29 protein-coding genes and 1 tRNA gene are annotated in these 25,717 nt (G+C 64.9%); all 30 read right to left on the reverse strand.

Going from position 1 to position 25,717, the window contains the following annotated elements; genetic code table 11:
- Nucleotides 1-5: 5 nt before the first annotated feature.
- The gene (rpsH, locus tag F2Q65_RS10625; RefSeq protein WP_150093157.1) at nt 6-401 is read right to left on the reverse strand and encodes a 30S ribosomal protein S8; all 396 of its coding nucleotides are present in this window, start codon (nt 399-401) and stop codon (nt 6-8) included.
- Between the two features lie 138 nt (nt 402-539).
- The gene (gene rpsN, locus F2Q65_RS10630; protein ID WP_150093159.1) at nt 540-845 is read right to left on the reverse strand and encodes a 30S ribosomal protein S14; all 306 of its coding nucleotides are present in this window, start codon (nt 843-845) and stop codon (nt 540-542) included.
- An 18-nt stretch (nt 846-863) separates the two neighbouring features.
- Nucleotides 864-1,403 carry a 50S ribosomal protein L5 gene (gene rplE / locus F2Q65_RS10635; protein WP_150093161.1) on the reverse strand — a complete coding sequence of 180 codons (540 nt, stop codon included), beginning with the start codon at nt 1,401-1,403 and terminating at the stop codon, nt 864-866.
- Between the two features lie 11 nt (nt 1,404-1,414).
- On the reverse strand, nt 1,415-1,732 hold the full coding sequence (rplX, locus tag F2Q65_RS10640; RefSeq protein WP_150093163.1) for a 50S ribosomal protein L24: 318 nt from the start codon (nt 1,730-1,732) through the stop codon (nt 1,415-1,417).
- A 2-nt stretch (nt 1,733-1,734) separates the two neighbouring features.
- On the reverse strand, nt 1,735-2,103 hold the full coding sequence (gene rplN / locus F2Q65_RS10645; RefSeq protein ID WP_150093165.1) for a 50S ribosomal protein L14: 369 nt from the start codon (nt 2,101-2,103) through the stop codon (nt 1,735-1,737).
- Nucleotides 2,104-2,189: 86 nt separating this feature from the next.
- Nucleotides 2,190-2,453, reverse strand: coding sequence for a 30S ribosomal protein S17 (gene rpsQ, locus F2Q65_RS10650; RefSeq protein ID WP_150093167.1), 264 nt, complete (start codon nt 2,451-2,453; stop codon nt 2,190-2,192).
- The gene (gene rpmC / locus F2Q65_RS10655; RefSeq protein ID WP_150093169.1) at nt 2,450-2,665 is read right to left on the reverse strand and encodes a 50S ribosomal protein L29; all 216 of its coding nucleotides are present in this window, start codon (nt 2,663-2,665) and stop codon (nt 2,450-2,452) included. The genes rpsQ and rpmC overlap by 4 nt, the downstream gene beginning before the upstream one ends.
- Complete coding sequence (gene rplP / locus F2Q65_RS10660) at nt 2,665-3,078, reverse strand: 50S ribosomal protein L16 (RefSeq protein WP_150093171.1); 414 nt, start codon at nt 3,076-3,078, stop codon at nt 2,665-2,667. Before rplP ends, rpmC begins: the two co-directional genes overlap by 1 nt.
- 3 nt (nt 3,079-3,081) lie before the next feature.
- Nucleotides 3,082-3,762 (reverse strand): 30S ribosomal protein S3, encoded by a 681-nt coding sequence (gene rpsC, locus F2Q65_RS10665; RefSeq protein ID WP_150093173.1) that lies wholly within the window; start codon nt 3,760-3,762, stop codon nt 3,082-3,084.
- A 14-nt stretch (nt 3,763-3,776) separates the two neighbouring features.
- Entirely contained in the window at nt 3,777-4,109 is a 333-nt protein-coding gene (rplV, locus tag F2Q65_RS10670; protein ID WP_150093175.1) for a 50S ribosomal protein L22, read from the reverse strand.
- 10 nt (nt 4,110-4,119) lie between these two features.
- Nucleotides 4,120-4,398: a 30S ribosomal protein S19 gene (gene rpsS, locus F2Q65_RS10675; RefSeq protein ID WP_150093177.1), complete on the reverse strand. Its 279-nt coding sequence runs from the start codon at nt 4,396-4,398 to the stop codon at nt 4,120-4,122.
- 20 nt (nt 4,399-4,418) lie between these two features.
- Nucleotides 4,419-5,246: a 50S ribosomal protein L2 gene (gene rplB, locus F2Q65_RS10680; protein ID WP_150093179.1), complete on the reverse strand. Its 828-nt coding sequence runs from the start codon at nt 5,244-5,246 to the stop codon at nt 4,419-4,421.
- Between the two features lie 105 nt (nt 5,247-5,351).
- Nucleotides 5,352-5,648: a 50S ribosomal protein L23 gene (gene rplW, locus F2Q65_RS10685; protein WP_150093181.1), complete on the reverse strand. Its 297-nt coding sequence runs from the start codon at nt 5,646-5,648 to the stop codon at nt 5,352-5,354.
- Nucleotides 5,645-6,247: a 50S ribosomal protein L4 gene (gene rplD, locus F2Q65_RS10690; RefSeq protein WP_150093183.1), complete on the reverse strand. Its 603-nt coding sequence runs from the start codon at nt 6,245-6,247 to the stop codon at nt 5,645-5,647. Before rplD ends, rplW begins: the two co-directional genes overlap by 4 nt.
- Before the next feature lie 19 nt (nt 6,248-6,266).
- Nucleotides 6,267-6,920: a 50S ribosomal protein L3 gene (gene rplC, locus F2Q65_RS10695; RefSeq protein ID WP_150093185.1), complete on the reverse strand. Its 654-nt coding sequence runs from the start codon at nt 6,918-6,920 to the stop codon at nt 6,267-6,269.
- Nucleotides 6,921-6,965: 45 nt separating this feature from the next.
- Nucleotides 6,966-7,277, reverse strand: coding sequence for a 30S ribosomal protein S10 (gene rpsJ / locus F2Q65_RS10700; protein WP_150093187.1), 312 nt, complete (start codon nt 7,275-7,277; stop codon nt 6,966-6,968).
- A gap of 63 nt (nt 7,278-7,340) precedes the next feature.
- Complete coding sequence (tuf, locus tag F2Q65_RS10705; RefSeq protein ID WP_150093189.1) at nt 7,341-8,531, reverse strand: elongation factor Tu; 1,191 nt, start codon at nt 8,529-8,531, stop codon at nt 7,341-7,343.
- A 36-nt stretch (nt 8,532-8,567) separates the two neighbouring features.
- Nucleotides 8,568-10,664, reverse strand: a complete 2,097-nt coding sequence (fusA, locus tag F2Q65_RS10710; protein ID WP_150093191.1) for an elongation factor G — start codon at nt 10,662-10,664, stop codon at nt 8,568-8,570.
- Nucleotides 10,665-10,721: 57 nt separating this feature from the next.
- Entirely contained in the window at nt 10,722-11,192 is a 471-nt protein-coding gene (gene rpsG, locus F2Q65_RS10715) for a 30S ribosomal protein S7 (protein ID WP_150093193.1), read from the reverse strand.
- Between the two features lie 138 nt (nt 11,193-11,330).
- On the reverse strand, nt 11,331-11,705 hold the full coding sequence (rpsL, locus tag F2Q65_RS10720; RefSeq protein WP_150093195.1) for a 30S ribosomal protein S12: 375 nt from the start codon (nt 11,703-11,705) through the stop codon (nt 11,331-11,333).
- A 375-nt stretch (nt 11,706-12,080) separates the two neighbouring features.
- On the reverse strand, nt 12,081-16,307 hold the full coding sequence (gene rpoC, locus F2Q65_RS10725; RefSeq protein ID WP_150093197.1) for a DNA-directed RNA polymerase subunit beta': 4,227 nt from the start codon (nt 16,305-16,307) through the stop codon (nt 12,081-12,083).
- 10 nt (nt 16,308-16,317) lie between these two features.
- On the reverse strand, nt 16,318-20,511 hold the full coding sequence (rpoB, locus tag F2Q65_RS10730; RefSeq protein WP_150093199.1) for a DNA-directed RNA polymerase subunit beta: 4,194 nt from the start codon (nt 20,509-20,511) through the stop codon (nt 16,318-16,320).
- Between the two features lie 201 nt (nt 20,512-20,712).
- On the reverse strand, nt 20,713-21,093 hold the full coding sequence (gene rplL / locus F2Q65_RS10735) for a 50S ribosomal protein L7/L12 (RefSeq protein WP_150093201.1): 381 nt from the start codon (nt 21,091-21,093) through the stop codon (nt 20,713-20,715).
- 133 nt (nt 21,094-21,226) lie between these two features.
- Nucleotides 21,227-21,754, reverse strand: a complete 528-nt coding sequence (gene rplJ, locus F2Q65_RS10740) for a 50S ribosomal protein L10 (RefSeq protein ID WP_150093203.1) — start codon at nt 21,752-21,754, stop codon at nt 21,227-21,229.
- Nucleotides 21,755-22,081: 327 nt separating this feature from the next.
- Complete coding sequence (gene rplA / locus F2Q65_RS10745) at nt 22,082-22,777, reverse strand: 50S ribosomal protein L1 (RefSeq protein WP_150093205.1); 696 nt, start codon at nt 22,775-22,777, stop codon at nt 22,082-22,084.
- Nucleotides 22,777-23,211 carry a 50S ribosomal protein L11 gene (gene rplK / locus F2Q65_RS10750; protein WP_150093207.1) on the reverse strand — a complete coding sequence of 145 codons (435 nt, stop codon included), beginning with the start codon at nt 23,209-23,211 and terminating at the stop codon, nt 22,777-22,779. Before rplK ends, rplA begins: the two co-directional genes overlap by 1 nt.
- Before the next feature lie 239 nt (nt 23,212-23,450).
- Nucleotides 23,451-23,984: a transcription termination/antitermination protein NusG gene (gene nusG, locus F2Q65_RS10755; protein ID WP_150093208.1), complete on the reverse strand. Its 534-nt coding sequence runs from the start codon at nt 23,982-23,984 to the stop codon at nt 23,451-23,453.
- Between the two features lie 2 nt (nt 23,985-23,986).
- The gene (gene secE / locus F2Q65_RS10760) at nt 23,987-24,364 is read right to left on the reverse strand and encodes a preprotein translocase subunit SecE (RefSeq protein WP_150093210.1); all 378 of its coding nucleotides are present in this window, start codon (nt 24,362-24,364) and stop codon (nt 23,987-23,989) included.
- Nucleotides 24,365-24,395: 31 nt separating this feature from the next.
- A tRNA-Trp gene (locus F2Q65_RS10765) sits at nt 24,396-24,471 on the reverse strand.
- A gap of 55 nt (nt 24,472-24,526) precedes the next feature.
- Nucleotides 24,527-25,717: an elongation factor Tu gene (tuf, locus tag F2Q65_RS10770; protein ID WP_150093189.1), complete on the reverse strand. Its 1,191-nt coding sequence runs from the start codon at nt 25,715-25,717 to the stop codon at nt 24,527-24,529.

A 25,717-nucleotide genomic window follows, 5' to 3' on the forward strand; every position in this document is an offset into this window, starting at 1 on the left:
CTCCGTTACGCCACGTAGGCCAGAATCTCGCCGCCATGACCCTCGCGCCGGGCAGCCCGGTCGGACATCAGGCCCCTGGAGGTCGAGACGATGGCGATACCGAGACCACCCTGCACCTGCGGCAGCTCGTCCTTGCCGCGGTAGATGCGCAGGCCGGGACGGGATACGCGCTTGACGTACTCGATGACGGGCTTGCCGCGGTAGTACTTCAGGCGCAGCTCCAGCGTAGGTTGGGCGCCTTCACCGGAAACGGATGCGTCGGCAATGTAGCCTTCGTCCTTCAGCAACTCGGCGATGGCCAGCTTCTGCTTCGACGACGGCATGGTGATGGTGACCTTGCCGCGCGCCTGGCCGTTGCGGATACGCGTTAGCATATCCGCGATGGGATCTGACATACTCATGGTGTTCTCCAGGGTCAGGCCGCCACGGTTGGCGCGATACCCGATCGAGGTTTCGGTCTCGGGGCGTCTGCATTGACGGCCCCGTGTGCTTGGGAATAAGGGCTTGGCAGCAGGTCGCCGCCGCGTCGGGCAGCGGGTCTACCAACTGGCCTTGACGACGCCCGGGACGTCGCCACGCATCACGGCCTCACGCAGCTTGTTGCGGCACAGGCCGAACTTGCGATAGACCGCGTGGGGACGCCCGCTGACACGGCAGCGGCGCTGCTGTCGTGTCGGACTGGCGTCCCGCGGAAGTTTCTGCAGGGCGGCCAGCGCCTCGTCAACCTGCTCGGGGGCGGCGCTGCGATCATTGATCACCGCCTTGAGCTGCTGCCGCTTCTCGGCGAAGCGACGGGCCGCGCGCTGACGCTTGACCTCGCGCGCAATCATGCTCTTCTTTGCCATAGTGTGATCCTGGTTCGCTCAGGTCCTGAACGGGAACTTGAACGCATCCAGCAGCGCCCGTCCCTCTTCGTCGGAGTTTGCCGACGTGGTGATGGTGATATCCAGCCCGCGGACTGCGTCGATCTTGTCGTAGTCGATCTCGGGGAAGATGATCTGCTCGCGCACACCCATGGAGTAGTTGCCCCGGCCGTCGAAGCCCTTAGGACTGAGGCCGCGGAAATCACGCACACGCGGGATGGCGATGTTGATCAGTCGGTCGAGGAACTCGTACATCCGCTCCCGACGCAGGGTCACCTTGCAGCCGATGGGCCAGCCATCGCGGATCTTGAATCCGGCAACCGACTTGCGCGCCTTGGTCACGATGGGCTGTTGGCCGGCGATCTGGGTCAGGTCCTTGACCGCATTATCCATGATCTTCTTGTCGTTGATGGCCTCACCCACGCCCATGTTGAGCGTGATCTTGGACAGCCGGGGCACCTGCATCACGCTCGGGTAGGCGAACTGCTGCTGCAGCTGCTGCACGATCTGGTCACGATAGAGTGTCTGTAGTCTGGACATGTCGCTTACCTTCAGACGTCGACGACTTCGCCGTCGGACTTGAACACCCGTACCTTGCGACCGTCTGCCAGCACCTTGAAGCCGACGCGATCCGCACCACCCTTGGCCGGGTTGTACAGGCCGAGGTTGGAAACGTGGATCGGCATCTCCTTGTCGATGATGCCGCCCGCAATCCCCTGCTGGGGGTTCTGCTTCTGGTGCTTCTTGGCCAGGTTGATGTTCTCAACCACCAGGCGATCTTCGCCAGCCAGTCGCAGCACCGTGCCACGCTTCCCCTTGTCTTTTCCGGTGATGACCATGACGTCATCACCTACCTTGATCTTGCGCATGGTTAAAGCACCTCGGGGGCCAGGGAGATGATCTTCATGAACCGCTCGCCGCGCAGCTCGCGCGTCACCGGGCCGAAGATACGGGTGCCGATGGGCTGCAGCTGGTTGTTCAGCAGCACGGCGGCGTTACCGTCGAAGCGGATCAGCGATCCGTCCGGACGACGCACACCCTTGCGGGTACGCACCACGACGGCGTTGAACACGTCTCCCTTCTTTACCTTGCCCCGCGGAATCGCGTCCTTGACCGTCACCTTGATGACGTCGCCGATACCGGCATAACGCCGGTGCGAGCCGCCGAGCACCTTGATGCACTGCACCGAGCGTGCGCCGCTGTTGTCGGCCACGCTGAGGCGGGTTTGCATTTGAATCATTGTCTTGACCTACCCCTGACTATATTCGATCTCAAGGCGCGTGCTGCCGGCGCTTCAGGCAACGGCCACCGCAGCGATTTCCGCTGTCAGCGCGCCTTCTCTACGACCTCGACCAGGCGCCAGCACTTGGTCTTGGACAAGGGCCGGCACTGCTCCACGCGCACCCAGTCGCCCGCATTGCATTCGTTGGACTCGTCATGTGCATGCAGCTTCATGGAACGACGCATGAACTTGCCGTACAGCGGGTGCTTGACCCGACGTTCAACGAGCACGGTGACCGTCTTATCCATCGCGTTGCTGACGACGCGGCCACTGAGGACGCGGTTCGAACCCTGTTCCTGCTCGCTCATGCCACGACCCCCGTCGACTGCTGCTCGGCCAGCTTCTGTGCCATCACGGTCTTGATGCGCGCAATCTCGCGCCGGACCAGCTTGAATTGGGACGGGCGGCTCAGCTGGTTGCTGCCCTTCTGCATGCGCAGGTTGAACTGCTCGCGGAGCAGTTCGTGCAGACGCGCATCCAGTTCTTCGCGGGACTGGCCCCTCAGTTCACTTGCCTTCATCACAGCACCGTCCTCTTCTCGAACTTGGTCTGCATGGGCAACTTGGCCGCCGCCAGACGAAAGGCCTCGCGGGCCAGATCCTCGGTGACGCCCTCGATCTCGTAGAGCATGCGGCCAGGCTGGATCTGGGCGACCCAGTACTCGACATTACCCTTGCCTTTACCCATGCGGACCTCAAGCGGTTTCTTCGAGATCGGCTTGTCCGGGAAGACACGGATCCAGAGTTTGCCGCCACGGCGGACGCGGCGGGTGATGGCACGACGTGCAGCCTCGATCTGACGCGCGGTCAGTCTGCCGCGACCGACGGCCTTGAGCCCGAACTCACCGAACGAGACCTGGTTGCCGCTCTGCGCCAGCCCCCGGTTTCGCCCCTTGTGCTGCTTACGGAATTTTGTACGTTTCGGTTGGAGCATGGCTTAGCCCTTTCTGCGGGCGGGACGCTTGTCCTGCCCGGCTTCCTCTTGCATGTCTTCGAAGACCTCGCCCCGGAAGATCCAGGTCTTGACCCCGAGCACGCCGTAGGTGGTTCGTGCCTCGGCAAAGCCGTAATCGATGTCGGCGCGAAGCGTATGCAGCGGCACGCGTCCCTCGCGGTACCACTCGGACCGCGCGATCTCGGCACCGTTCAGACGACCGGCAATATTGACCCGCACACCGCCGGCACCGGCACGCATGGTGCCCTGCACGGCCCGCTTCATGGCGCGGCGGAACATGATGCGGCGCTCCAGCTGTTGAGCGATGCCCTCGGCAACCAGCTGCGCATCCAGCTCCGGCTTGCGGATCTCCTCGATGCTGATGTGCACCGGCACTCCCATGCGCTCGGAGACCTCGGCCCGCAGGCGATCGATCTCCTCACCCTTCTTGCCGATCACCACGCCCGGACGAGCGGTGTGGATGGCGATGTGGGCGTTGCGTGCCGGCCGGTTGATCTGGATCCGACTCACGGAGGCCGCTGCCAGACGCTTCTTCAGGAACTCCCGGATCTCTAGATCGGTGTTCAGGAAGTCCGCGTAGTTCTTGGAATCGGCGAACCAGGTGGATGTCCAGTCCTTGACGATGCCCAGACGAATGCCGGTCGGATGTACTTTCTGTCCCATGTGTTACTCCAGCGTCAGACTTCCGCGACCGTCACACTGATGTGACTCGTGCGCTTCATGATGCGCGCGGCACGGCCCTTGGCACGGGCGCGGATACGCTTCATCGTCGGGCCCTCATTGACCTGCACCTCGACGACACGTAGCTCGTCGACATCGGCGCCCTCGTTGTTCTCGGCATTGGCGATGGCCGATTCGAGGATCTTGCGCATCATGGCCGCACCCTTCTTGGTGCTGAAGGCCAGGTCATTCAGGGCGCGCTCAACGTGCTGCCCCCGGATCTGATCGGCCACCAGTCGCGCCTTCTGCGCGGAGATACGCGCGTACTTGAGCTTTGCCTCTGCTCGCATCGTCGTGCTCCTAGCGCTTCTTGGCCTTGCGATCGGCGGCGTGACCGCGGAAGGTCCGCGTCAGCGCGAACTCGCCGAGCTTGTGGCCGATCATGTTTTCATTGATCAGCACAGGGACATGCTGACGCCCGTTGTGCACGGCGATGGTCAGGCCAACCATCTCCGGCAGGATCATGGAACGACGCGACCAGGTCTTGATGGGTCGCTTGCTGTTCTGAGCGACCGCATCCGACACCTTCTTGGCCAGATGCTGATCGATGAACGGGCCCTTTCTGATTGAACGTGGCACTGATTCGGTCCTCGCGTAACTTACTTGCGACCACGACGACGCACGATCATGCCGTCGGTCCGTTTGTTCTTGCGGGTCTTGTAACCCTTGGTCGGAACGCCCCAGGGCGACACCGGATGCCGGCCGCCGGAGGTCCGGCCCTCGCCACCGCCGTGCGGGTGGTCGACCGGGTTCATGACGACACCGCGCACCGTCGGGCGCACGCCGCGCCAGCGTGTTGCGCCGGCCTTGCCCAGCTTGCGCAGGCTGTGCTCGCCGTTACCGACCACACCGATGACCGCGCGACAGTCACTGTGCACCTTGCGCATCTCGCCGGAGCGCAGCCGAAGCGTGGCATGCTGCCCCTCGCGGGCGACCAGCTGCACCGAGGCGCCAGCGGCGCGGGCGATCTGCGCACCCTTGCCCGGGCGCATCTCCACGGCGTGGATCTCGGTGCCGACCGGGATGTTACGCAGCGGAAGACAGTTGCCGACGCTGATGGGGGCCGTCTCGGACGCCACCACGGCGTCGCCCTGCTTCAGCCCCTTGGGCGCCAGGACGTAGGCCCAGTCGCCATCGGCATACTTCAGCAGCGCCAGATTGGCGCTGCGATTCGGATCGTACTCGAGCCGCTCGACCGTGGCCGGCACGCCATCCTTGCGGCGCTTGAAATCGACCATACGATAGCGTTGCTTGTGACCGCCACCGCGGTGGCGGACGGTAATGCGCCCGAGGTTGTTGCGGCCGCCCGAACGCGTCTTCTTGGAGACCAGAGACTCCAGCGGACCTCCCTTGTGGAGTTCCGGCGTGGTCACCTTGACCATGAAGCGGCGACCGGGCGATGTCGGTTTCGTCTTTGCGATTGCCATGATTGCTGTTCCGAATGTCTGTGCCGAGCGACGAGCCTGCCAAGTCGATGAAGGGCTACGCGATCCGTTCCTTCTCTCTGGTCCGCTGATCGGGCCCGGCGAGTATTAGGCGCCGCCGCCGAAGTCGATATCTTGCCCGGGCTTGAGCCGAACGTAGGCCTTGCGCCAGCCGGAGCGCTGACCCATGCGCGCGCCGAAGCGCTTGCTCTTGCCCTTCACGTTCATTACCTGCACGCCCTCGACCTGCACGTCGAACAGCAGTTCGACAGCCTTGCCGATCTCACGCTTGGTGGCATCCGGCACCACGCGGAACACGAACTGCCGATTGGCATCCGCGGCCATGGTGGACTTCTCCGAGATCACCGGTCCGAGCAGGACCTTCATCAGTCGTTCCTGGTTCATGCCAGACGCTCCTCGAGCCGACGAACCGCGGCCTCGGTGGCGAGCACGTTGGCAAAGGCCACCATGCTCACGGGGTCGACTTCGGCGGCCGTCATCACGTCCACCAGCGGCAGATTGCGTGCTGCGAGCTGCAAGGCGTCGTCCTGCGCATCCACCAGGATGAGCACGTCACGCAGATCCATCTCCGCCAGCTTGCCACGCAGTTCGCGGGTCTTGGGTGCAGACACCGAGAAGTCACCGACGATGGTCAGGCGACCCTGACGGGCCAGCTCCGAGACGATGGAACGCACCGCGCCGCGATACATCTTGCGGTTGACCTTCTGCGCATAGCAGCGAGGCTGCGCGGCAAAGACCTTGCCACCACCGCGCCACAGCGGGCTGCGAGAGGTACCGGCGCGGGCGCGGCCGGTGCCCTTCTGGCGGAACGGCTTGGCCCCGCCGCCGCTGACCGCCGAACGGGTCTTCTGTGCCTTGGTGCCGGACCGGGCGCCTGCCATGTAGGCGGTCACCACCTGGTGCACCAGGGCCTCGTTATAATCGGCACCGAAGACGTTATCGGAAACGTCCAGCCCAGCGCCGTTGTGCGTTGCAAGTTGCATGATCCATTCAACCCCTGCGTTATTGCTTCGGGCCCTTCCGCTTCACGGAAGGCGTCACCACCAGTCGCCCGCCCGCGGGGCCGGGCACACCGCCCCGGACCAGCAGAAGGTTGCGCTCGGCATCGACCCGGATCACCTCCAGGTTCTGCTGGCAGCGATTGACATTACCCATCTGCCCGGCCATGCGCTTGCCCTTGAACACGCGGCCCGGGGTCTGGCACTGACCGATGGAACCCGGGGCACGATGCGACAGGGAGTTGCCGTGGGTGGCATCCTGGCTGCGGAAGTTGTGGCGACGGATGGCGCCGGCAAAGCCGCGGCCCTTGGTCACGCCGCGCACGTCCACCTTCTGCCCGGCCTCGAACAGGCCCACGCCCAGCTCGCCACCGACGTTCAGGTCCGCTCCTTCGTCCGCGCCCAGGCGGAACTCGCGCAGGCTCTCGCCTGCCTCGACGCCAGCCTTGGCGTAGTGGCCCATCATGGGCTTGCTGACGCGCGACTGGCGACGACGGCCTGCCGCCACCTGGACGGCGCGGTAGCCATCGCTGTCCACGTCCTTCACCTGGGTGACGCGATTCGGTGTCACCTCGATGACGGTCACGGGCACACTGGCCCCATCTTCGGCGAAGATGCGCGTCATGCCGGCCTTGCGTCCGATCACTCCGATGGTCATCGTTCTATCCTCTGTTCAGTTCCGCCCGAGAGACACCGAGCGCGATCAACTCAGCTTGATCTGCACGTCCACGCCGGCAGCGAGGTCGAGCTTCATCAGTGCATCCACCGTCTTGTCGGTGGGGTCAACGATGTCCATCAACCGCTTGTGGGTTCGCAGCTCGTACTGGTCGCGGGCGTCCTTGTTGACGTGCGGCGACACCAGCACGGTGTAGCGCTCGTGCTTGGAAGGCAGCGGCACCGGACCACGCACCTGCGCACCAGTGCGCTTGGCGGTGTCGACGATCTCACGTGCGGACTGGTCGACCAGACGATGATCGAACGCCTTCAGACGGATTCGGATACGTTGATTTGCCATTGACATTACTCTGCGGGCGTCCCTAAGCGGTCAAACACTATCGATGAAGCCTGTGGGCGAGGCCTATTCAATGATCTTGGCGACGACGCCGGCGCCGACGGTGCGGCCACCCTCGCGCACGGCGAAGCGCAGACCCTCTTCCATCGCGATCGGCGCGATCAGCTTCACCGTCATCTTCACGTTGTCGCCCGGCATCACCATCTCGATGCCCTCAGGCAGCTCGCAGGCACCGGTGACGTCGGTGGTGCGGAAGTAGAACTGCGGACGATAGCCGTTGAAGAACGGGGTGTGACGGCCGCCTTCTTCCTTGCTCAGCACGTACACTTCGGCCTCGAAGTGGGTGTGCGGGGTGATCGAGCCGGGCTTGGCCAGCACCTGGCCGCGCTCGACGTCATCACGCTTGGTGCCGCGCAGCAGCGCGCCGATGTTGTCGCCGGCCTCGCCCTGATCGAGCAGCTTGCGGAACATCTCCACACCGGTGCAGGTGGTCTTGGTCGTGTCCTTGATGCCGACGATCTCGACCTCTTCGCCGACCTTGATCACGCCGCGCTCCACACGACCGGTGACGACGGTGCCGCGACCGGAGATGGAGAAGACGTCTTCGATGGGCATCAGGAAGGCACCGTCGACGGCACGCTCGGGCTCGGGGATGTAGCTGTCGAGCGCGTCCATGAGCTTGTCGATGGACGGGCCGCCGATCTCGCTCTCGTCACCTTCCAGCGCCTTGAGTGCGGAACCGGTAATGATGGGGGTGTCGTCACCGGGGAAGTCGTAGCTGTCGAGCAGCTCGCGCACTTCCATCTCGACCAGCTCGAGCAGCTCGGCGTCATCGACCATGTCGGCCTTGTTCAGGTAGACGACGATGTAGGGCACACCGACCTGACGCGACAGCAGGATGTGCTCGCGGGTCTGGGGCATGGGGCCGTCGGCTGCGGAGACCACCAGGATGGCGCCGTCCATCTGCGCGGCGCCGGTGATCATGTTCTTGACGTAGTCGGCGTGGCCCGGGCAGTCGACGTGGGCGTAGTGGCGCTTGTCGGTCTCGTACTCGACGTGCGCGGTGGCAATGGTGATGCCACGCTCGCGCTCTTCCGGGGCGTTGTCGATCTGGTCGTACGCCTTGGACTCACCACCGAACTTCTTCGCCTGGTGCACGGTGATCGCCGCCGTCAGCGTGGTCTTGCCATGGTCGACGTGACCAATGGTGCCGACATTGACGTGGGGCTTCTTGCGCTCGAACTTTGCTTTGGACATGGCCTGTTACCTCGAATCTGGATCCCGGGGGGCGGGTTACTGTTTTTTCGCGATGGCCTCGGCGATGCTCGCCGGGACCTCGTTGTACTTGGCGAATTCCATGCTGTAGGTTGCGCGTCCCTGGGTGGCGGAGCGCAGGTCGGTGGCGTAACCGAACATCGACGCCAGCGGCACCTCGGCGCGGATGATCTTGCCCGAGGGTGCGTCTTCCATGCCCTGGATCATGCCGCGACGGCTGTTCAGGTCGCCCATGACATCGCCCATGTTTTCCTCGGGCGTCACGACCTCGACCTTCATGATCGGCTCGAGCAGCACAGGCTTGGCCTTGCGGCAGCCATCCTTGAGCGCCATCGACCCGGCGATCTTGAAGGCCATCTCGCTGGAGTCGACCTCGTGGTACGAACCGTCGTACAGGGTCGCCTTGATGTCCACCATCGGGAAGCCGGCCAGGATGCCGTTACCCATGGCCTCCTGGATGCCCTTGTCCACCGCAGGGATGTATTCCTTCGGGATGGCACCACCGACGATCTCGTTGCAGAACTCGTAGCCGGTGCCGGCCTCCTGCGGCTCAAGCCGGATGTAGACGTGACCGTACTGGCCGCGACCACCGGACTGACGGGCGAACTTGGTCTCCTGCTCGACCTTGGCGCGAATGGTCTCGCGGTAGCTGACCTGCGGCGCGCCGACGTTGGCCTCGACGCCGAACTCGCGCTTCATGCGGTCGACGATGATCTCAAGATGCAGCTCACCCATGCCGGAGATGATGGTCTGGCCGGACTCCTCGTCGGAGCGCACCCGGAAGGACGGATCCTCCTGCGCCAGCTTGGAAAGGGCGACACCCATCTTCTCCTGATCGCTCTTGGTCTTCGGCTCCACCGCGACCGAGATGACCGGCTCCGGAAACTCCATCCGCTCCAGCGTGATGGGCTTGTCCATGGCGCACAGGGTGTCACCGGTGGTGACGTCCTTCAGACCGACCGCGGCGGCGATATCACCGGCGCGCACTTCCTTGATCTCCTTCCGGTCGTTGGCGTGCATCTGCAGGATACGGCCGATGCGCTCACGCTTGCTTTTCACCGGATTGAACACGGTGTCACCGCTGTTCAGCACACCGGAGTAGACCCGGAAGAAGGTCAGCGTACCGACATAAGGGTCAGTCGCGATCTTGAACGCCAGGGCCGCGAAGGGCGCGTCATCGGTGGAACGGCGCTCCTCGACGGTTTCGGCGGCATCGTCAAGCACACCCTGGATGGCAGCGACATCCGTCGGCGCAGGCATATACTCGATGACCGCGTCCAGCATGGCCTGCACGCCCTTGTTCTTGAAGGCCGAGCCGCAGAGCATGGGCACGATCTCGCTGGTCAGGGTGCGAGCACGCAGACCGGCCTTGATCTGCTCCTCGGTGAGCTCCTCACCCTCGAGGTAGCGCTCCATGAGCTCTTCATTGGCCTCGGCCGCAGCCTCCACCAGCTTCTCGCGCCACTCGGCGGCCAGATCAGCCATGTCGGCCGGGATCTCACGCGCCTCGTAGGTCAGACCCTTGTCTTCTTCGTTCCAGTAGATCGCCTGCATGCGGACCAGATCGACGACGCCGGCAAAGTCTTCCTCGGCACCGATGGGCAACTGGATCGGCACGGCATTGCCGCCCAGACGATCCTTGACCTGCTCGACCACGCGCAGGAAGTTGGCACCCATTCGATCCATCTTGTTGACGAAGGCCAGGCGTGGCACACCGTACTTGTCCGCCTGCCGCCACACCGTCTCGGACTGGGGCTCGACACCGCCCACGGCACAGAACACGGCGCAGGCGCCGTCCAGTACCCGCAGCGAGCGCTCCACCTCGATGGTGAAGTCGACGTGCCCCGGGGTGTCGATGATGTTGATCCGGTGCTCTGGAAACTGCTGATCCATGCCCTTCCAGAAGCAGGTGGTCGCCGCGGAGGTGATGGTGATGCCACGCTCCTGCTCCTGCTCCATCCAGTCCATGGTGGCGGCACCGTCGTGGACTTCGCCGATCTTGTGAGAAAGGCCGGTGTAGAACAGGATGCGCTCGGTGGTGGTGGTCTTGCCGGCATCGATGTGCGCCATGATGCCCAGATTCCGATACCGATCGATGGGTGTGCTACGTGCCACGACTGTTTCGCCTATAAAGCCTGAAAAATGGATGGTTGCCGACGGCCGGATCCGGCACTACCAGCGGTAGTGCGAGAATGCCTTGTTGGCCTCGGCCATGCGGTGCGTGTCTTCCTTCTTCTTCACCGCGGCGCCACGTGCGTCACCAGCGTCCATCAGCTCGCCTGCCAGACGCAGGGCCATGGACTTCTCGGAGCGCTTGCGCGCGGCATCGATGAGCCAGCGCATGGCGAGCGTGTTGCGGCGCGACGGACGCACCTCGATGGGCACCTGGTAGGTGGCACCACCGACGCGGCGAGACTTGACCTCGACCACTGGACGCACGTTCTCCATGGCCTGATCAAGCAACTCAAGCGGATCGCTGCCCTTCTTGGACGAGACCTGATCTAGCGCACCATACATGATTCGCTCGGCGACGGACTTCTTGCCGTCCTCCATCAGCATGTTGATGAACTTTGCCAGCAACTCGCTGCCGTGCTTGGGGTCCGGCAGGATCTGGCGACGAGCAACGACGCGTCTTCTTGGCATCTTTAAAGGCTCCGACTTCCTTCGAGAGGCACCTTGGCCCGACGGTTGTCCGCGGCGCGTGCCAGCTGAATCAGGTATCTGTACGAACAGGGCGACGCGCAGGCATGACGCACGCGCGGGCCGGGATAAAGCGCTGGATCAGCCCTTGGGCCGCTTGGCGCCGTACTTGGAACGCCCCTGCCGCCGCCTCTCGACGCCGGAGGTATCCAGGGTGCCGCGCACGGTGTGGTAGCGGACACCCGGCAGGTCCTTGACACGACCACCGCGGATCAGCACCACCGAGTGCTCCTGCAGGTTGTGACCCTCACCACCGATGTAGGACGCGACCTCGAAACCGTTGGTCAGCCGCACGCGGGCGACCTTTCGCAGGGCCGAGTTCGGCTTCTTTGGTGTGGTGGTGTAAACGCGCGTGCAGACACCCCGCTTCTGCGGGCAGCTCTCCAGGGCTGGCACGTTGCTTTTCGCGACCTTCCGCTTGCGCGGATTGCGAACCAACTGATTGACTGTCGCCATGACAAGCTCCAAGGGCGCGTTTACGCGCGACTCAACACCCAACGAACGAAAAGACGATTCTGCTTCGACCCGCGCCAGATGGAAGGACGCGGTGCGACGCCAAGAGGCGACGCGGACTCGACCGCTGCGCGGTCGGGGTCAGCTGCGCAGGCGCAGGATTCGACGTAGGTAAGCGGCTACTATGAAGGCCGGCCCCTTGCGGAAACCGGCCTAGGAAAAATTGCAAACCAGACGGCGTGTCTGGCGAGCTAAGACGAGAAGTATATTACCGGCCCGAGACAGTGTCAACACCCGCTGCAGGGGCAATGGGCCTCAAGTGTCCAATCGCGGCGCAGACCTCGACGAGGGGGCCCTGGCGAGGTCCGCGCCCAGTGGTCACTCGGCGGCAGACTCAGAGGTGTTCAGCGCCTGCTTCAGCGCCTGCTCCAGATCCTCGGCCGCCATCTCCATGCGCTCGTCGGCATCAGCGCCACTGTCCGACAACCGTTTGCGGCGGCGCTCCTTGTGGTAGGCCAGGCCGGTGCCGGCGGGGATCAGACGGCCGACGATGACGTTCTCCTTCAGGCCGTTGAGCCCGTCGACACTGCCGCGCACCGCCGCCTCGGTGAGCACGCGGGTGGTCTCCTGGAAGCTCGCCGCGGAGATGAACGACTCGGTCGCCAGCGAGGCCTTGGTGATGCCGAGCAGCAACGGCTCGAACAGGGCCGGGTGCTTGTCCTCCGCCAGCACGCGCTCGTTCTCCTCCAGCAGCACGGCGTGATCCACCTGCTCGCCACGCAGCAGCCGGGTGTCGCCGGCGTTGGTGACCTCGACCTTGCGCAGCATCTGCCGGACGATGACCTCGATGTGCTTGTCGTTGATCTTCACGCCCTGCAGCCGGTAGACGTCCTGGATCTCCTTGACCAGGTATTCCGCCAGCGCGGTGACACCCTTCAGGCGCAGGATGTCATGGGAGCTGAACTCGCCTTCGGAGATCATCTCGCCCTTCTCCACGCGCTCGCCCTCGAACACGCTGACATGGCGCCACTTGGGGATCAGGGTCTCGATGGTCTCGCCATCGTCGGTGGTGATCACCAGGCGCTGCTTGCCCTTGGTGTCCTTGCCGAAGCTGACCGTGCCGGTGGCCTCGGCCAGCAGGGCCTGGTCCTTGGGCTTGCGCGCCTCGAACAGGTCGGCAACCCGGGGCAGACCACCGGTGATGTCGCGGGTCTTGGAGGATTCCTGCGGGATGCGCGCCAGGATGTCGCCGACTCCAACGTCGGCGCCATCGGTGGCAGTGACGATGGCGCCAGCGGGCAGAAAGTAACGCGCCGGCAGGTCCGTGCCGACCAATTTCAGGTCGTCGCCGTTCTCGTCCAGCAGCATGACCATGGGACGCAGGTCCTTGCCAGCGGCCGGGCGCTGCTTGGGATCCATGATCTCCACCGAGGCCAGCCCGGTGACCTCGTCGGTCTTGCTCTGCACGGTGACGCCGTCGATGAAGTCCTCGAAGCGCAGCCGACCGGCCACCTCGGTGACCACCGGGTGGGTGTGCGGGTCCCAGGTGGCGACGGTCTGACCGCCTTCACACCCATCACCATCGCCCACCAGCAGGGTGGCGCCGTAGGGGATCTTGTAGCGCTCCTTCTCCAGGCCCTTCTCGTCGGACACCGTGAGCTCACCGGAACGGGACACCGCCACCAGGTTGCCGTCGCCGCGGGTGACGGTCTTGATGTTGTGCAGGTGCACCGTGCCGGGGGCCTTGATCTGCACGCTGCTGACCGCTGCCGCACGGGACGCGGCGCCACCGATGTGGAAGGTACGCATGGTGAGCTGGGTACCCGGCTCGCCGATGGACTGGGCGGCGATGACGCCGACCGCCTCACCCATGTTCACGCGATGACCGCGCGCCAGATCGCGTCCGTAGCACTGGGCGCAGACGCCGAGTCGCGACTCACAGGTGATGGGCGAACGCACCCGCACCTGGTCGATACCCAGGGTCTCCAGCTCCGCCACCCAGGTCTCGTCCAGCAGGGTGCCGGCCTCGCACACCAGCTCGTCGGTACCGGGCTTGTACAGATCGGCAGCGGTGACGCGCCCGAGGATGCGCTCGCGCAGGGGCTCGACCACGTCGCCGCCCTCGATGATGGGGGTCATCAGCAGGCCCTGCTCGGTGCCGCAGTCCTCCTCCAGCACCACCATGTCCTGTGCCACGTCCACCAGGCGGCGGGTCAGGTAGCCGGAGTTGGCGGTCTTCAGTGCCGTGTCGGCCAGACCCTTGCGCGCGCCGTGGGTGGAGATGAAGTACTGGATGACGTTCAGCCCCTCGCGGAAGTTGGCCGTGATCGGTGTCTCGATGATGGAGCCGTCCGGCTTGGCCATCAGGCCGCGCATGCCGGCGAGCTGGCGGATCTGGGCCGCCGAGCCACGGGCGCCGGAGTCGGCCATCATGTAGATGGAGTTGAACGAGTCCTGCTCCACGGCATTGCCGTCACGGTCGGTGACGGTGTGCTTGCCCAGCTTCTGCATCATGGACTTGGCCACAAGGTCATTGGTGCGCGACCAGATGTCCACCACCTTGTTGTAGCGCTCGCCGTTGGTGACCAGACCCTGGGTGTACTGGTCCTCGATCTCCTTCACCTCGTCCTCGGCGTCGCTGATGATGCGCGCCTTCTCCTCCGGCACCTCCATGTCCTCAAGGCCAATGGAGACGCCGGCGCGGGTGGCCATGCGGAAGCCCAGATACATGATCTGGTCGGCGAAGACCACGGTGTCCTTGAGCCCCAGCACCCGGTAGCAGGTGTTGATCATGCGCGAGATCTGCTTCTTGCCCAGGGGCTTCTCGTTGATCAGCGCGAACGGCAGCCCCTCGGGCACGATCTCCCAGACCAGGGCGCGGCCGATGGTGGTGTCCTGCACCGACCAGCGCTCCTCGGTGCTGCCGTCCTCGGTGCGCAGCACCTCGCGGATACGCACCTTGACCCGCGCATGCAGGTCGGCATGGCCGGTCTCGTAGGCACGGCGGGCCTCTTCGGTGCCGGACAGCACCAGGCCCTCGCCGCGGGCATTGACGCGCTCGCGGGTCATGTAATAGAGACCCAGCACCACATCCTGGGACGGCACGATGATGGGCTCGCCGTTGGCCGGCGAGAGGATATTGTTGGACGACATCATCAGGGCGCGGGCTTCGAGCTGCGCCTCCAGCGACAGCGGCACATGCACCGCCATCTGGTCGCCGTCGAAGTCGGCGTTGAAGGCGGTGCACACCAGCGGATGCAGCTGGATGGCCTTGCCCTCGATGAGCACCGGCTCGAAGGCCTGGATGCCCAGGCGGTGCAGGGTCGGCGCACGGTTGAGCATGACCGGATGCTCGCGGATGACCTCCTCGAGGATGTCCCAGACCTCCGGCGTGCTGCGCTCCACCATCTTCTTGGCGGCCTTGATGGTGGCGGCCAGTCCGCGGCTCTGCAGCTTGCTGAAGATGAACGGCTTGAACAGCTCCAGCGCCATGCGCTTGGGCAGGCCGCACTGGTGCAGGCGCAGCGTCGGGCCGACCACGATGACCGAGCGGCCGGAGTAGTCCACGCGCCTGCCCAGCAGGTTCTGGCGGAAGCGGCCCTGCTTGCCCTTGATCATGTCGGCCAGGGACTTCAGCGGGCGCTTGTTGGTGCCGGTGATGGCGCGGCCGCGACGGCCGTTGTCCAGCAGCGCGTCCACCGACTCCTGCAGCATGCGCTTTTCGTTGCGCACGATGATGTCGGGCGCGATCAGGTCCAGCAGCCGCTTGAGGCGGTTGTTGCGGTTGATGACGCGACGGTAGAGGTCGTTCAGGTCCGAGGTGGCGAAGCGGCCGCCGTCCAGCGGCACCAGCGGGCGCAGCTCCGGCGGCAGCACCGGCAGCACGGTCAGGATCATCCACTCGGGGCGGTTGCCGGAGGCCTGCAGGGACTCCATCAGCTTGAGCCGCTTGCTCAGCTTCTTGATCTTGGTCTCGGAGTTGGTGGACTCGATATCCTCACGCATGATGCGGATTTCGGCGTCGAGATCCAGCGTGCGCAGCAGCTCGTAGACGGCCTCGGCACCCATGCGGGCGTCGAACTCGTCGCCGTTCTCTTCCAGCGCCTCCAGGTACTGGTCATCGGTGAGCATCTGGCCGCGCTCCAGCTCGGTCATGCCCGGGTCGACGACGACGAACGACTCGAAATAGAGCACCCGCTCGATGTCGCGCAGGGTCATGTCCAGCAGCAGGCCGATGCGCGAGGGCAGCGACTTCAGGAACCAGATGTGCGCCACCGGGCTGGCCAGGTCGATGTGGCCCATGCGCTCGCGGCGCACCTTGGCCAGGGTGACCTCGACGCCGCACTTCTCGCACACCACGCCGCGATGCTTCAGGCGCTTGTACTTGCCGCAGAGGCACTCGTAGTCGCTGACCGGGCCGAAGATCTTGGCGCAGAACAGGCCGTCGCGCTCGGGCTTGAAGGTGCGGTAGTTGATGGTCTCCGGCTTCTTGACCTCGCCGTAGGACCAGGAGCGGATCATCTCCGGAGAGGCGAGGCCGATGCGGATGGCGTCGAACTCCAGGGCCTGACCCTGTTGCTTGATGATTCTGAGCAGATCTTTCATGGATTCACCCTTACTCCTGTTCCAGTTCGACGTTGATGCCCAGCGAGCGGATCTCCTTGACCAGCACGTTGAAGGACTCCGGCATGCCGGCCTCCATGCGGTGGTCGCCATCGACGATGTTCTTGTACATCTTGGTGCGGCCGTTGACGTCGTCGGACTTGACCGTGAGCATCTCCTGCAGGGTGTAGGAGGCGCCGTAGGCCTCCAGCGCCCAGACCTCCATCTCGCCGAAGCGCTGGCCACCGAATTGCGCCTTGCCGCCCAGCGGCTGCTGGGTGACCAGACTGTAGGGGCCGGTGGAGCGGGCATGCATCTTGTCGTCCACCAGATGGTTCAGCTTGAGCATGTACATGTAGCCCACGGTGACCGGACGCTCGAAGGCCTCGCCGGTGCGCCCGTCGAACAGCTGGGTCTGCCCCGACTCGGACAGCCCGGCAAGACGCAGCATCTCGCGGATCTCCTCCTCCGAGGCGCCGTCGAACACCGGCGTGGCCAGGGGCACGCCGCCGCGCAGGTTGTTGGCCAGTTCCAGCAACTGCGCATCGCTGAAGCTGTCGAGCTGCTCCGTCTTGCCGCTGCTGTTGTACAGCGCATGCAGGAACGCGCGCAGTTCGGCCACCGTCTGTTCCTCGCTGCGATCCGCCAGGGTGCCGGCACGCAGCAGCGCGTCGATGCGCTGGCCCAGACCCTTGGCGGCCCAGCCCAGGTGGGTCTCCAGCACCTGGCCGACGTTCATGCGCGAGGGCACGCCCAGCGGGTTGAGCACGATGTCCACCGACTCGCCGTCGGCGCTGAAGGGCATGTCCTCCACCGGCACCACGCGGGAGATGACGCCCTTGTTGCCGTGACGACCGGCCATCTTGTCACCGGGCTGGATGCGACGCTTCACCGCCACATAGACCTTGACCATCTTCAACACGCCGGGGGCGAGCTCGTCGCCCTGGGTGATCTTGCGTTTCTTCACCTCGAAACGCTCGCGGAAATCCTCGCGCTGCAGCTTGATCTGGTTGGCCACGGCCTCGAGCTGGCTGGCGGCCTCCTCGCTGCGCAGACGGATCTCGAACCAGCGGTCGCGCCCGTGCTTGTCCGCCAGCTCCGCCAGGTAGGTCTTGGTGATCTTGGCGCCGGCCTTGAGGCCCTCCGGACCGCCGTCCGCCAGCTTGCCGACGAGCATCTTCTCCATGCGCTGGAAGGTGTCCTTTTCCATGATGCGCTGCTGGTCGCCCAGGTCCTTGCGCACCCGCTCGAGCTCCAGTTCCTCGATCTCCAGCGCGCGCTTGTCCTTGTCCACGCCGTCGCGGGTGAACACCTGCACGTCGACCACGGTGCCGGCCATGCCCGAGGGCAGGCGCAGCGAGGTATCCTTCACGTCGGACGCCTTCTCGCCGAAGATGGCGCGCAGCAGCTTCTCTTCCGGCGTCAGCTGGGTCTCGCCCTTGGGCGTGACCTTGCCCACCAGGATGTCGCCGTCGCGCACCTCGGCGCCGATGTAGACGATGCCCGCCTCGTCCAGCTTGGCCAGGGCGGCCTCGCCGACGTTGGGGATGTCGGCGCTGATCTCTTCCGGCCCCAGCTTGGTGTCGCGGGCCAGACAGGTGAGCTCCTCGATGTGGATGCTGGTGAAACGGTCCTCCTGCACCACCCGCTCGGAGATCAGGATGGAGTCCTCGAAGTTGTAGCCGTTCCAGGGCATGAAGGCCACGCGCAGGTTCTGCCCAAGGGCCAGCTCGCCGAGGTCGGTGGACGGGCCGTCGGCCAGCACGTCGTCCCGCTCGACCACATCACCCGGGACCACCAGCGGGCGCTGGTTGATGCAGGTGTTCTGGTTGGACCGGGTGTACTTGGTCAGGGTGTAGATGTCCACGCCCGGCTCGCCGGCCTCGGTCTCGCTGTCGTTCACGCGCACCACGATACGTCCGGCATCCACCGAGTCCACCACACCGCCACGACGCGCCCAGACAACCACGCCGGAGTCCTTGGCCACCACGCGCTCCATGCCGGTGCCTACCAGGGGCTTCTCGGCGCGCAGCGTGGGCACGGCCTGACGCTGCATGTTGGAGCCCATGAGGGCGCGGTTGGCGTCGTCGTGCTCAAGGAACGGGATCAGCGATGCCGCCACCGAGACGATCTGCCGCGGCGACACGTCCATGTACTGCACCTCTTCCGGTGCCTTCATGGTGAACTCGTTCATGTGCCGGCAGGACACCAGCGCGTCGGTCAGGCGACCGTCCTCGTCCAGCGCGGCATTGGCCTGGGCAATGATGTAGCCGCCCTCCTCGATCGCCGACAGGTGATCGATGTCGGCGGTCACCTGGCCATCGACCACGCGCCGGTAGGGCGTCTCCAGGAAGCCGTAGCGGTTGGTCCGCGCATAGACCGCCAGCGAGTTGATCAGGCCGATGTTCGGGCCTTCCGGGGTCTCGATGGGGCAGACGCGGCCGTAGTGGGTCGGATGCACGTCGCGCACCTCGAAGCCGGCACGCTCGCGCGCCAGACCACCCGGGCCCAGTGCCGACACGCGGCGCTTGTGGGTGACCTCGGAGAGCGGGTTGTTCTGGTCCATGAACTGCGACAGCTGCGAGGAGCCGAAGAACTCCTTGATCGCGGCCGACACCGGCTTGGCGTTGATCAGCTCCTGCGGCATCAGGCCCTCGGACTCGGCTAGCGACAGCCGCTCCTTGACCGCGCGCTCCACGCGCACCAGGCCGACGCGGAACTGGTTCTCGGCCATCTCGCCGACGCAGCGGATGCGGCGGTTGCCCAGGTGGTCGATGTCGTCGACGGTGCCGCGGCCATTGCGCAGTTCGATCAGTACCTTCAGGGCGTCGACGATGTCCGAGCCCTCGCCATGCTCGGCCACCAGGGCCTTGGCGAAGTCGTCGCCGCGCGCGCCGAAATAGCGCCCGTCGTACAGGATGCCGGGGCCTTCGGTGGCCTCGCGGCCGAGACGGCGGTTGAACTTCATGCGACCAACCGCGGACAGATCGTAGCGATCCGGGGTAAAGAACAGGTTGTGGAACAGGTTCTGCGCCGCCTCCTTGGTCGGCGGCTCCCCCGGACGCATCATGCGGTAGATCTCGACCTGGGCCTCGAGCTCGTTGCGGGTGTGGTCGACGCGCAGCGTCTCGGACAGGTAGGCGCCGTGATCCAGATCGTTGACGAACAGGGTCTGCAGCTGCTCGACGCCCTGCTCGCGCAACTGTGCCAGCAGTTCGTCGGTGATGACGCTGTTGGCCTCGGCGATGACCTCGCCGGTGTCGGTATCCACCTGGGTGCGGGCCAGGATGCGGCCGATGAGGAATTCGTCCGGCACCTCGAGCCGCTCGATGCCGGCCTTCTGCAACTCGCGGATATGGCGTGCGGTGAAACGGCGACCGGACTCCACCAGCACCTCGTCACCGATGCGCACGTCGAAATTGACCGTCTCGCCCCGCAGGCGCTCGGGCACCAGCTCCAGCTCGATGCGCCGGCCGTCGGCGGTGCCGCCGGTCAGATGGAACTGATCGGTCTCGAAGAAGCGCTCCAGGATCTCGTCGACGCCGTAGCCCAGCGCCCGCAGCAGGATGGTGGCCGGCAGCTTGCGACGCCGGTCGATGCGCACGAACACGTTGTCCTTGGGATCGAACTCGAAGTCGAGCCAGGAGCCGCGATAGGGGATCACGCGCGCGGAGAACAGCAGCTTGCCCGAGGAGTGGGTCTTGCCCTTGTCGTGGTCAAAGAACACGCCCGGCGAGCGGTGCAGCTGGGAGACGATGACGCGCTCGGTGCCGTTGATGATGAAGGTGCCGGTCTCCGTCATCAGCGGCAGGTCGCCCATGTAGACCTCCTGCTCGCGCACATCCTTGACCACGCGGGTGCCGGCCGGGGCATCCTTGTCGTAGATCACCAGACGCAGCAGCACGCGCAGGGGCGCGGCATAGGTGGCACCGCGCAGATGGCACTCGCGCACGTCGAACACCGGCTCGCCGAGCCGGTAGCTGACATACTCCAGCACGGCGTTGCCGGAGTAGCTCTCGATGGGGAGTACGGATTTGAAGGCGGCATGCAGGCCGACATCGTCGCGCGCGCCCGGGCGCTTGTCGGCCTGTAGGAAATCTCTGTAGGAGTCGATCTGCGTCGCGAGCAGGAACGGGACCTCGAGGATGCTCGGACGCTTGCCGAAGCTCTTGCGGATGCGTTTCTGCTCGGTGAACGAATAGGCCATGCTGCCTTACCCTCGTGATTGATCTGCGTGCGGATTCCGCGGACATCGCGGTGACGGACACCGTGCTGACGACGCGGGCCGATGCCCAGCCGATGCGACCTCGGGAAACACGATCACATGACTTGCAAACGGCAAAAGGCCGGCGGCCCGAAGCCGCCAGCCTGAGACAGCGCCGTTGGCGGCGCTGATGCGAGATCGGTGTTACTTGATCTCGACAGTTGCGCCAGCCTCTTCAAGCTGCTTCTTGGCCTCTTCGGCGTCGGCCTTGGAGACGCCTTCCTTCAGGGTGGTGGGGGCGCCTTCGACGGCGTCCTTTGCCTCCTTCAGGCCCAGGCCGGTGAGGCCGCGCACGGCCTTGATCACTGCCACCTTGTTGCTGCCGAAGGATGCCAGCACGACATCGAACTCGGTCTGCTCTTCGGCGGCGGCGGCCTCGCCACCACCGGCAGCGGCCGGAGCCGCAGCCACGGCGGCAGCGGCGGTGACGCCGAACTTTTCTTCCATCGCGCTGATGAGGTCGACGACCTCCATCACGGTCATGTTGGCGATGGCTTCGAGGATTTCGTCTTTAGAGACAGCCATTGATCTTACTCTCCAGGTCCTGTTTCATTCGCAGGCAGGCCGGGGCCGTGCGTGCGTGGTTGGGTTGGGGTCGCATGCGCCCCGAGGTCGGCGGGCTTCATCCGCTCGTTGCCGGTCTGTTCGCGCCGCTGCCTCAGGCAGCTTCCTTCGCGTCTCGAACGGCGGCAACGGTCCGGACCAGCTTGCCGGGCACCTCGTTGAGCGTGGACGTCAGTTTCTGTACCGGCGCCTTCATCACGGCCATGAGCATGCTCAGCGCCTCCTCGTAGGTCGGCATCTTCGCGACCTTGTCGAGTTCGGCGGCATCGAGCAGTTGTCCAGACAGGGCGATCAGCCGCACCTGGAACTTGTCATGGGTCTTTGCGAAGTCTTTGGCCACGCGCGCCACGGATCCCGGGTCCTGCTGCCCGAAGGCCAGCACCAGGGGTCCGGTGAGCGCATCGGCCATGCAGGCAAACTCGGTATCCGCGAGCGCCCGTTTGGCCAGCGTGTTCTTCACCACGCGGACATAGACCCCGGCCTGACGGGCCTGAACCCGCAGATCGGTCATCTCCGCAACGGTCAGCCCGCGGTACTCGGCACCGATGGCCGAGTAGGCAGACTTCGCAACATCCGCGACTTCGGCGACGATGGCTTCTTTCTCGGCGAAAGTCAGCGCCATGGTCGTCACCTCCTGATCACAGAATCACTTTGATCCCGCACGCGGGATCGCCTCGGGGCAGAGCCCCGTGCGGGTCGCCGGCCGCGCATCCACTGCGCCGGCCGCGGCCCTGTCGTCGTGCACTGTCATCGGCGGCCAACCCAACGGAGGACTGAACCGGATTCGAGGGCACCATCTACGCAGGTCGAGATTAAGCCGATGCACAAGGGCATCCCGCCCCTGCTCGCCGACACCTGCGGTCTTTGACGGACCTCGGCGCATTGCGCCGTTGCCCCAAAGTCAGTCGACCGGGCGGCCCTTCACGGGCGCCCGGACACAAGCATCACATCAGAGGGCCAGGGCGCCATGGTCGATGGTCAGGCCCGGCCCCATGGTGGAGGACACGGTGACCTTGCGCATATAGATACCCTTGGCGGCACTGGGCTTGGCCTTGATCAGGTTGGCCAGCAGGGCCTCGAGGTTTTCGCGCAGCTTGTCGCCCTCGAAGTCGATCTTGCCCAGCGGGCAATGGATGATGCCGGCCTTGTCGGTGCGGTAGCGCACCTGACCCGCCTTGGCGTTCTCCACGGCCTCGGCCACATTCGGCGTCACGGTGCCCACCTTCGGGTTCGGCATCAGGCCACGGGGACCAAGCAGCTTGCCCAGCTGGCCCACCACACGCATGGCGTCGGGGGAGGCGATGACGACGTCATAGTCGAGGTTGCCGGCCTTCATGTCCTCGGCCAGGTCCTCCATGCCGACGCGATCGGCGCCTGCCGCGGTGGCGGCATCGGCATTGGGGCCCTGGGCGAAGACCGCGACACGCACCTGCTTGCCGATGCCGTTGGGAAGCACGGTGCTGCCGCGCACGACCTGGTCGGACTTGCGCGGATCGACGCCGAGATTCACCGCCACATCGACGTTTTCGACGAACTTGACCGACGACAGCTCCTTCAGCAGCGCGAAGGCCTCGTCCGCGGTGTAGATCTTGCCGACCTCGACCCGCTCACGGATCGCCGCCGCGCGTTTGCTCAGCTTGGCCATTAGTTCACCCCCTCAACGTCGAGACCCATGGCCCGTGCGCTGCCGGCGATGGTGCGCACGGCGGCGTCCATATCGGCTGCGGTCAGGTCCGCCATCTTGGTATTCGCAATCTCTTCCAGCTGGGCGCGGGTGACGGTACCCACCTTGACGGTGTTTGGCGTCGCGCTACCCTTGGCCACACCGGCCGCCTTCTTCAGCAGGATCGCCGCCGGCGGCGTCTTGGTGATGAAGGTGAAGCTGCGGTCCGAATAGACCGTGATGACCACGGGGATCGGCAGACCCTTTTCGAGCTCCTGCGTCTTGGCGTTGAACGCCTTGCAGAACTCCATGATGTTGACGCCATGCTGGCCCAGCGCAGGACCGACCGGGGGGCTGGGGTTCGCCTCGCCGGCCTTGACCTGCAACTTGATGTACGCAGATACTTTCTTTGCCATGAATGCTCTCCGACGGGTGCAAGCGCCAACCCTTGCGGTGGCTCCCCGACTAACGATTGGGCCCCAGGAATGGCGCGGCCCGAACCGACGCCTGTCACCGGGACAGGAAAGACCGCCCGACGCCCGGCTGCTTGAACCAAAGGACGCGGACGGTTGATGAATCGCCATCAATCAGGCGATCCAGAATTCGTGGATAGCTGCAGTCGTTCAGGTTGCCGCGGACCAGGGGACGGGTCTGCTCAACCCTTCTCTACCTGGGCAAATTCCAGTTCCACCGGCGTTGAGCGCCCGAAGATCAGCACCGACACCTTGACCCGACTCTTGTCGTAGTCAACCTCTTCAACGACACCGTTGAAGTCGGTGAAGGGCCCGTCGATGACCCGGACGACCTCACCCGGCTCGTACAGCACCTTCGGCCGCGGCTTCTCGACGCCGTCCTGCACCCGCTGCAGGATGGCTTCAGCCTGGGCATCAGGGATCGGTGCCGGGCGGTCGCCCTTGCCGCCGATGAAGCCCATGACCTTGGGCACATCCTTGACCAGGTGCCAGGCCTCGTCGGTCATTTCCATCTGAACCAGTACGTAGCCGGGGAAGAACTTGCGCTCACTCTTGCGCTGCTGGCCGTTGCGGATCTCCACCACCTCTTCGGTAGGCACGAGGATGTCGCCAAAGGCCTCTTCCATGCCGGCACGCTTGATTCGCTCCTGCAGGGAGCGCTGCACATGCCCCTCGAAACCGGAGAAGGCATGGATCACATACCATCGCTTGGACATGATCAGCCCCCCCGCCCGGTCAGGAAGCGCAGAATGGACATCAGCACGGAGTCGAACAGCCACAGCAGCAGGCCGAGCAGGAACACCATGACGATGACGATCAGCGTGGTCTGCAGGGTCTCTTGCCGCGTGGGCCAGACCACCTTGCGCACTTCCATGCGCGAATCGCTGGCAAAGCGCCAGAGTCGCTGACCGGGTGCCGTCATCAGCGCCAGCGCCGCCGCACCGCCGACAAGGGCGAGCAACAGCACCACGCGCAACAGCAGCGAGTAGCTGGCAAAGAAGTAAAACGCCCAGATGCCGACAACGATGATCGCCGCCGACACCACGAGCTTGGCGGTATCGAGACCGGTCGATCCGGTATCGGCTCGTGCATTCATTAGGGTATGGGTGCGCTCGTGCGCCGGTGTATGGCAGGCCAGGAGGGACTCGAACCCCCAACCTGCGGTTTTGGAGACCGCTGCTCTGCCAATTGAGCTACTGGCCTGGAAAGTGGTCGGGCCTGCCGCGGGGGACGCGGCAGACCGATCCCTGTTACGGAATTACTCGATGATTTTGGCGACGACGCCGGCGCCGACGGTGCGGCCACCCTCGCGCACGGCGAAGCGCAGACCCTCTTCCATCGCGATCGGCGCGATCAGCTTCACCGTCATCTTCACGTTGTCGCCCGGCATCACCATCTCGATGCCTTCAGGCAGCTCGCAGGCGCCGGTGACGTCGGTGGTGCGGAAGTAGAACTGCGGACGATAGCCGTTGAAGAACGGGGTGTGACGGCCGCCTTCTTCCTTGCTCAGCACGTACACTTCGGCCTCGAAGTGGGTGTGCGGGGTGATCGAGCCGGGCTTGGCCAGCACCTGGCCACGCTCGACATCATCACGCTTGGTGCCGCGCAGCAGCGCGCCGATGTTGTCGCCGGCCTCGCCCTGGTCGAGCAGCTTGCGGAACATCTCCACACCGGTGCAGGTGGTCTTGGTCGTGTCCTTGATGCCGACGATCTCGACCTCTTCGCCAACCTTGATGACGCCGCGCTCCACACGACCGGTGACGACGGTGCCGCGACCGGAGATGGAGAAGACGTCTTCGATGGGCATCAGGAAGGCACCGTCGACGGCACGCTCGGGCTCGGGGATGTAGCTGTCGAGCGCGTCCATGAGCTTGTCGATGGACGGGCCGCCGATCTCGCTCTCGTCACCTTCCAGCGCCTTGAGTGCGGAACCGGTGATGATGGGGGTGTCGTCACCGGGGAAGTCGTAGCTGTCGAGCAGCTCGCGCACTTCCATCTCGACCAGCTCGAGCAGCTCGGCGTCATCGACCATGTCGGCCTTGTTCAGGTAGACGACGATGTAGGGCACACCGACCTGACGCGACAGCAGGATGTGCTCGCGGGTCTGGGGCATGGGGCCGTCGGCTGCGGAGACCACCAGGATGGCGCCGTCCATCTGCGCGGCGCCGGTGATCATGTTCTTGACGTAGTCGGCGTGGCCCGGGCAGTCGACGTGGGCGTAGTGGCGCTTGTCGGTCTCGTACTCGACGTGCGCGGTGGCAATGGTGATGCCGCGCTCGCGCTCTTCCGGGGCGTTGTCGATCTGGTCGTACGCCTTGGACTCACCACCAAACTTCTTCGCCTGGTGCACGGTGATCGCCGCCGTCAGCGTGGTCTTGCCATGGTCGACGTGACCAATGGTGCCGACATTGACGTGGGGCTTCTTGCGCTCGAACTTTGCTTTGGACAT

This window comes from Thiohalocapsa marina (genome assembly GCF_008632335.1).
Lineage (GTDB): Bacteria > Pseudomonadota > Gammaproteobacteria > Chromatiales > Chromatiaceae > Thiohalocapsa > Thiohalocapsa marina.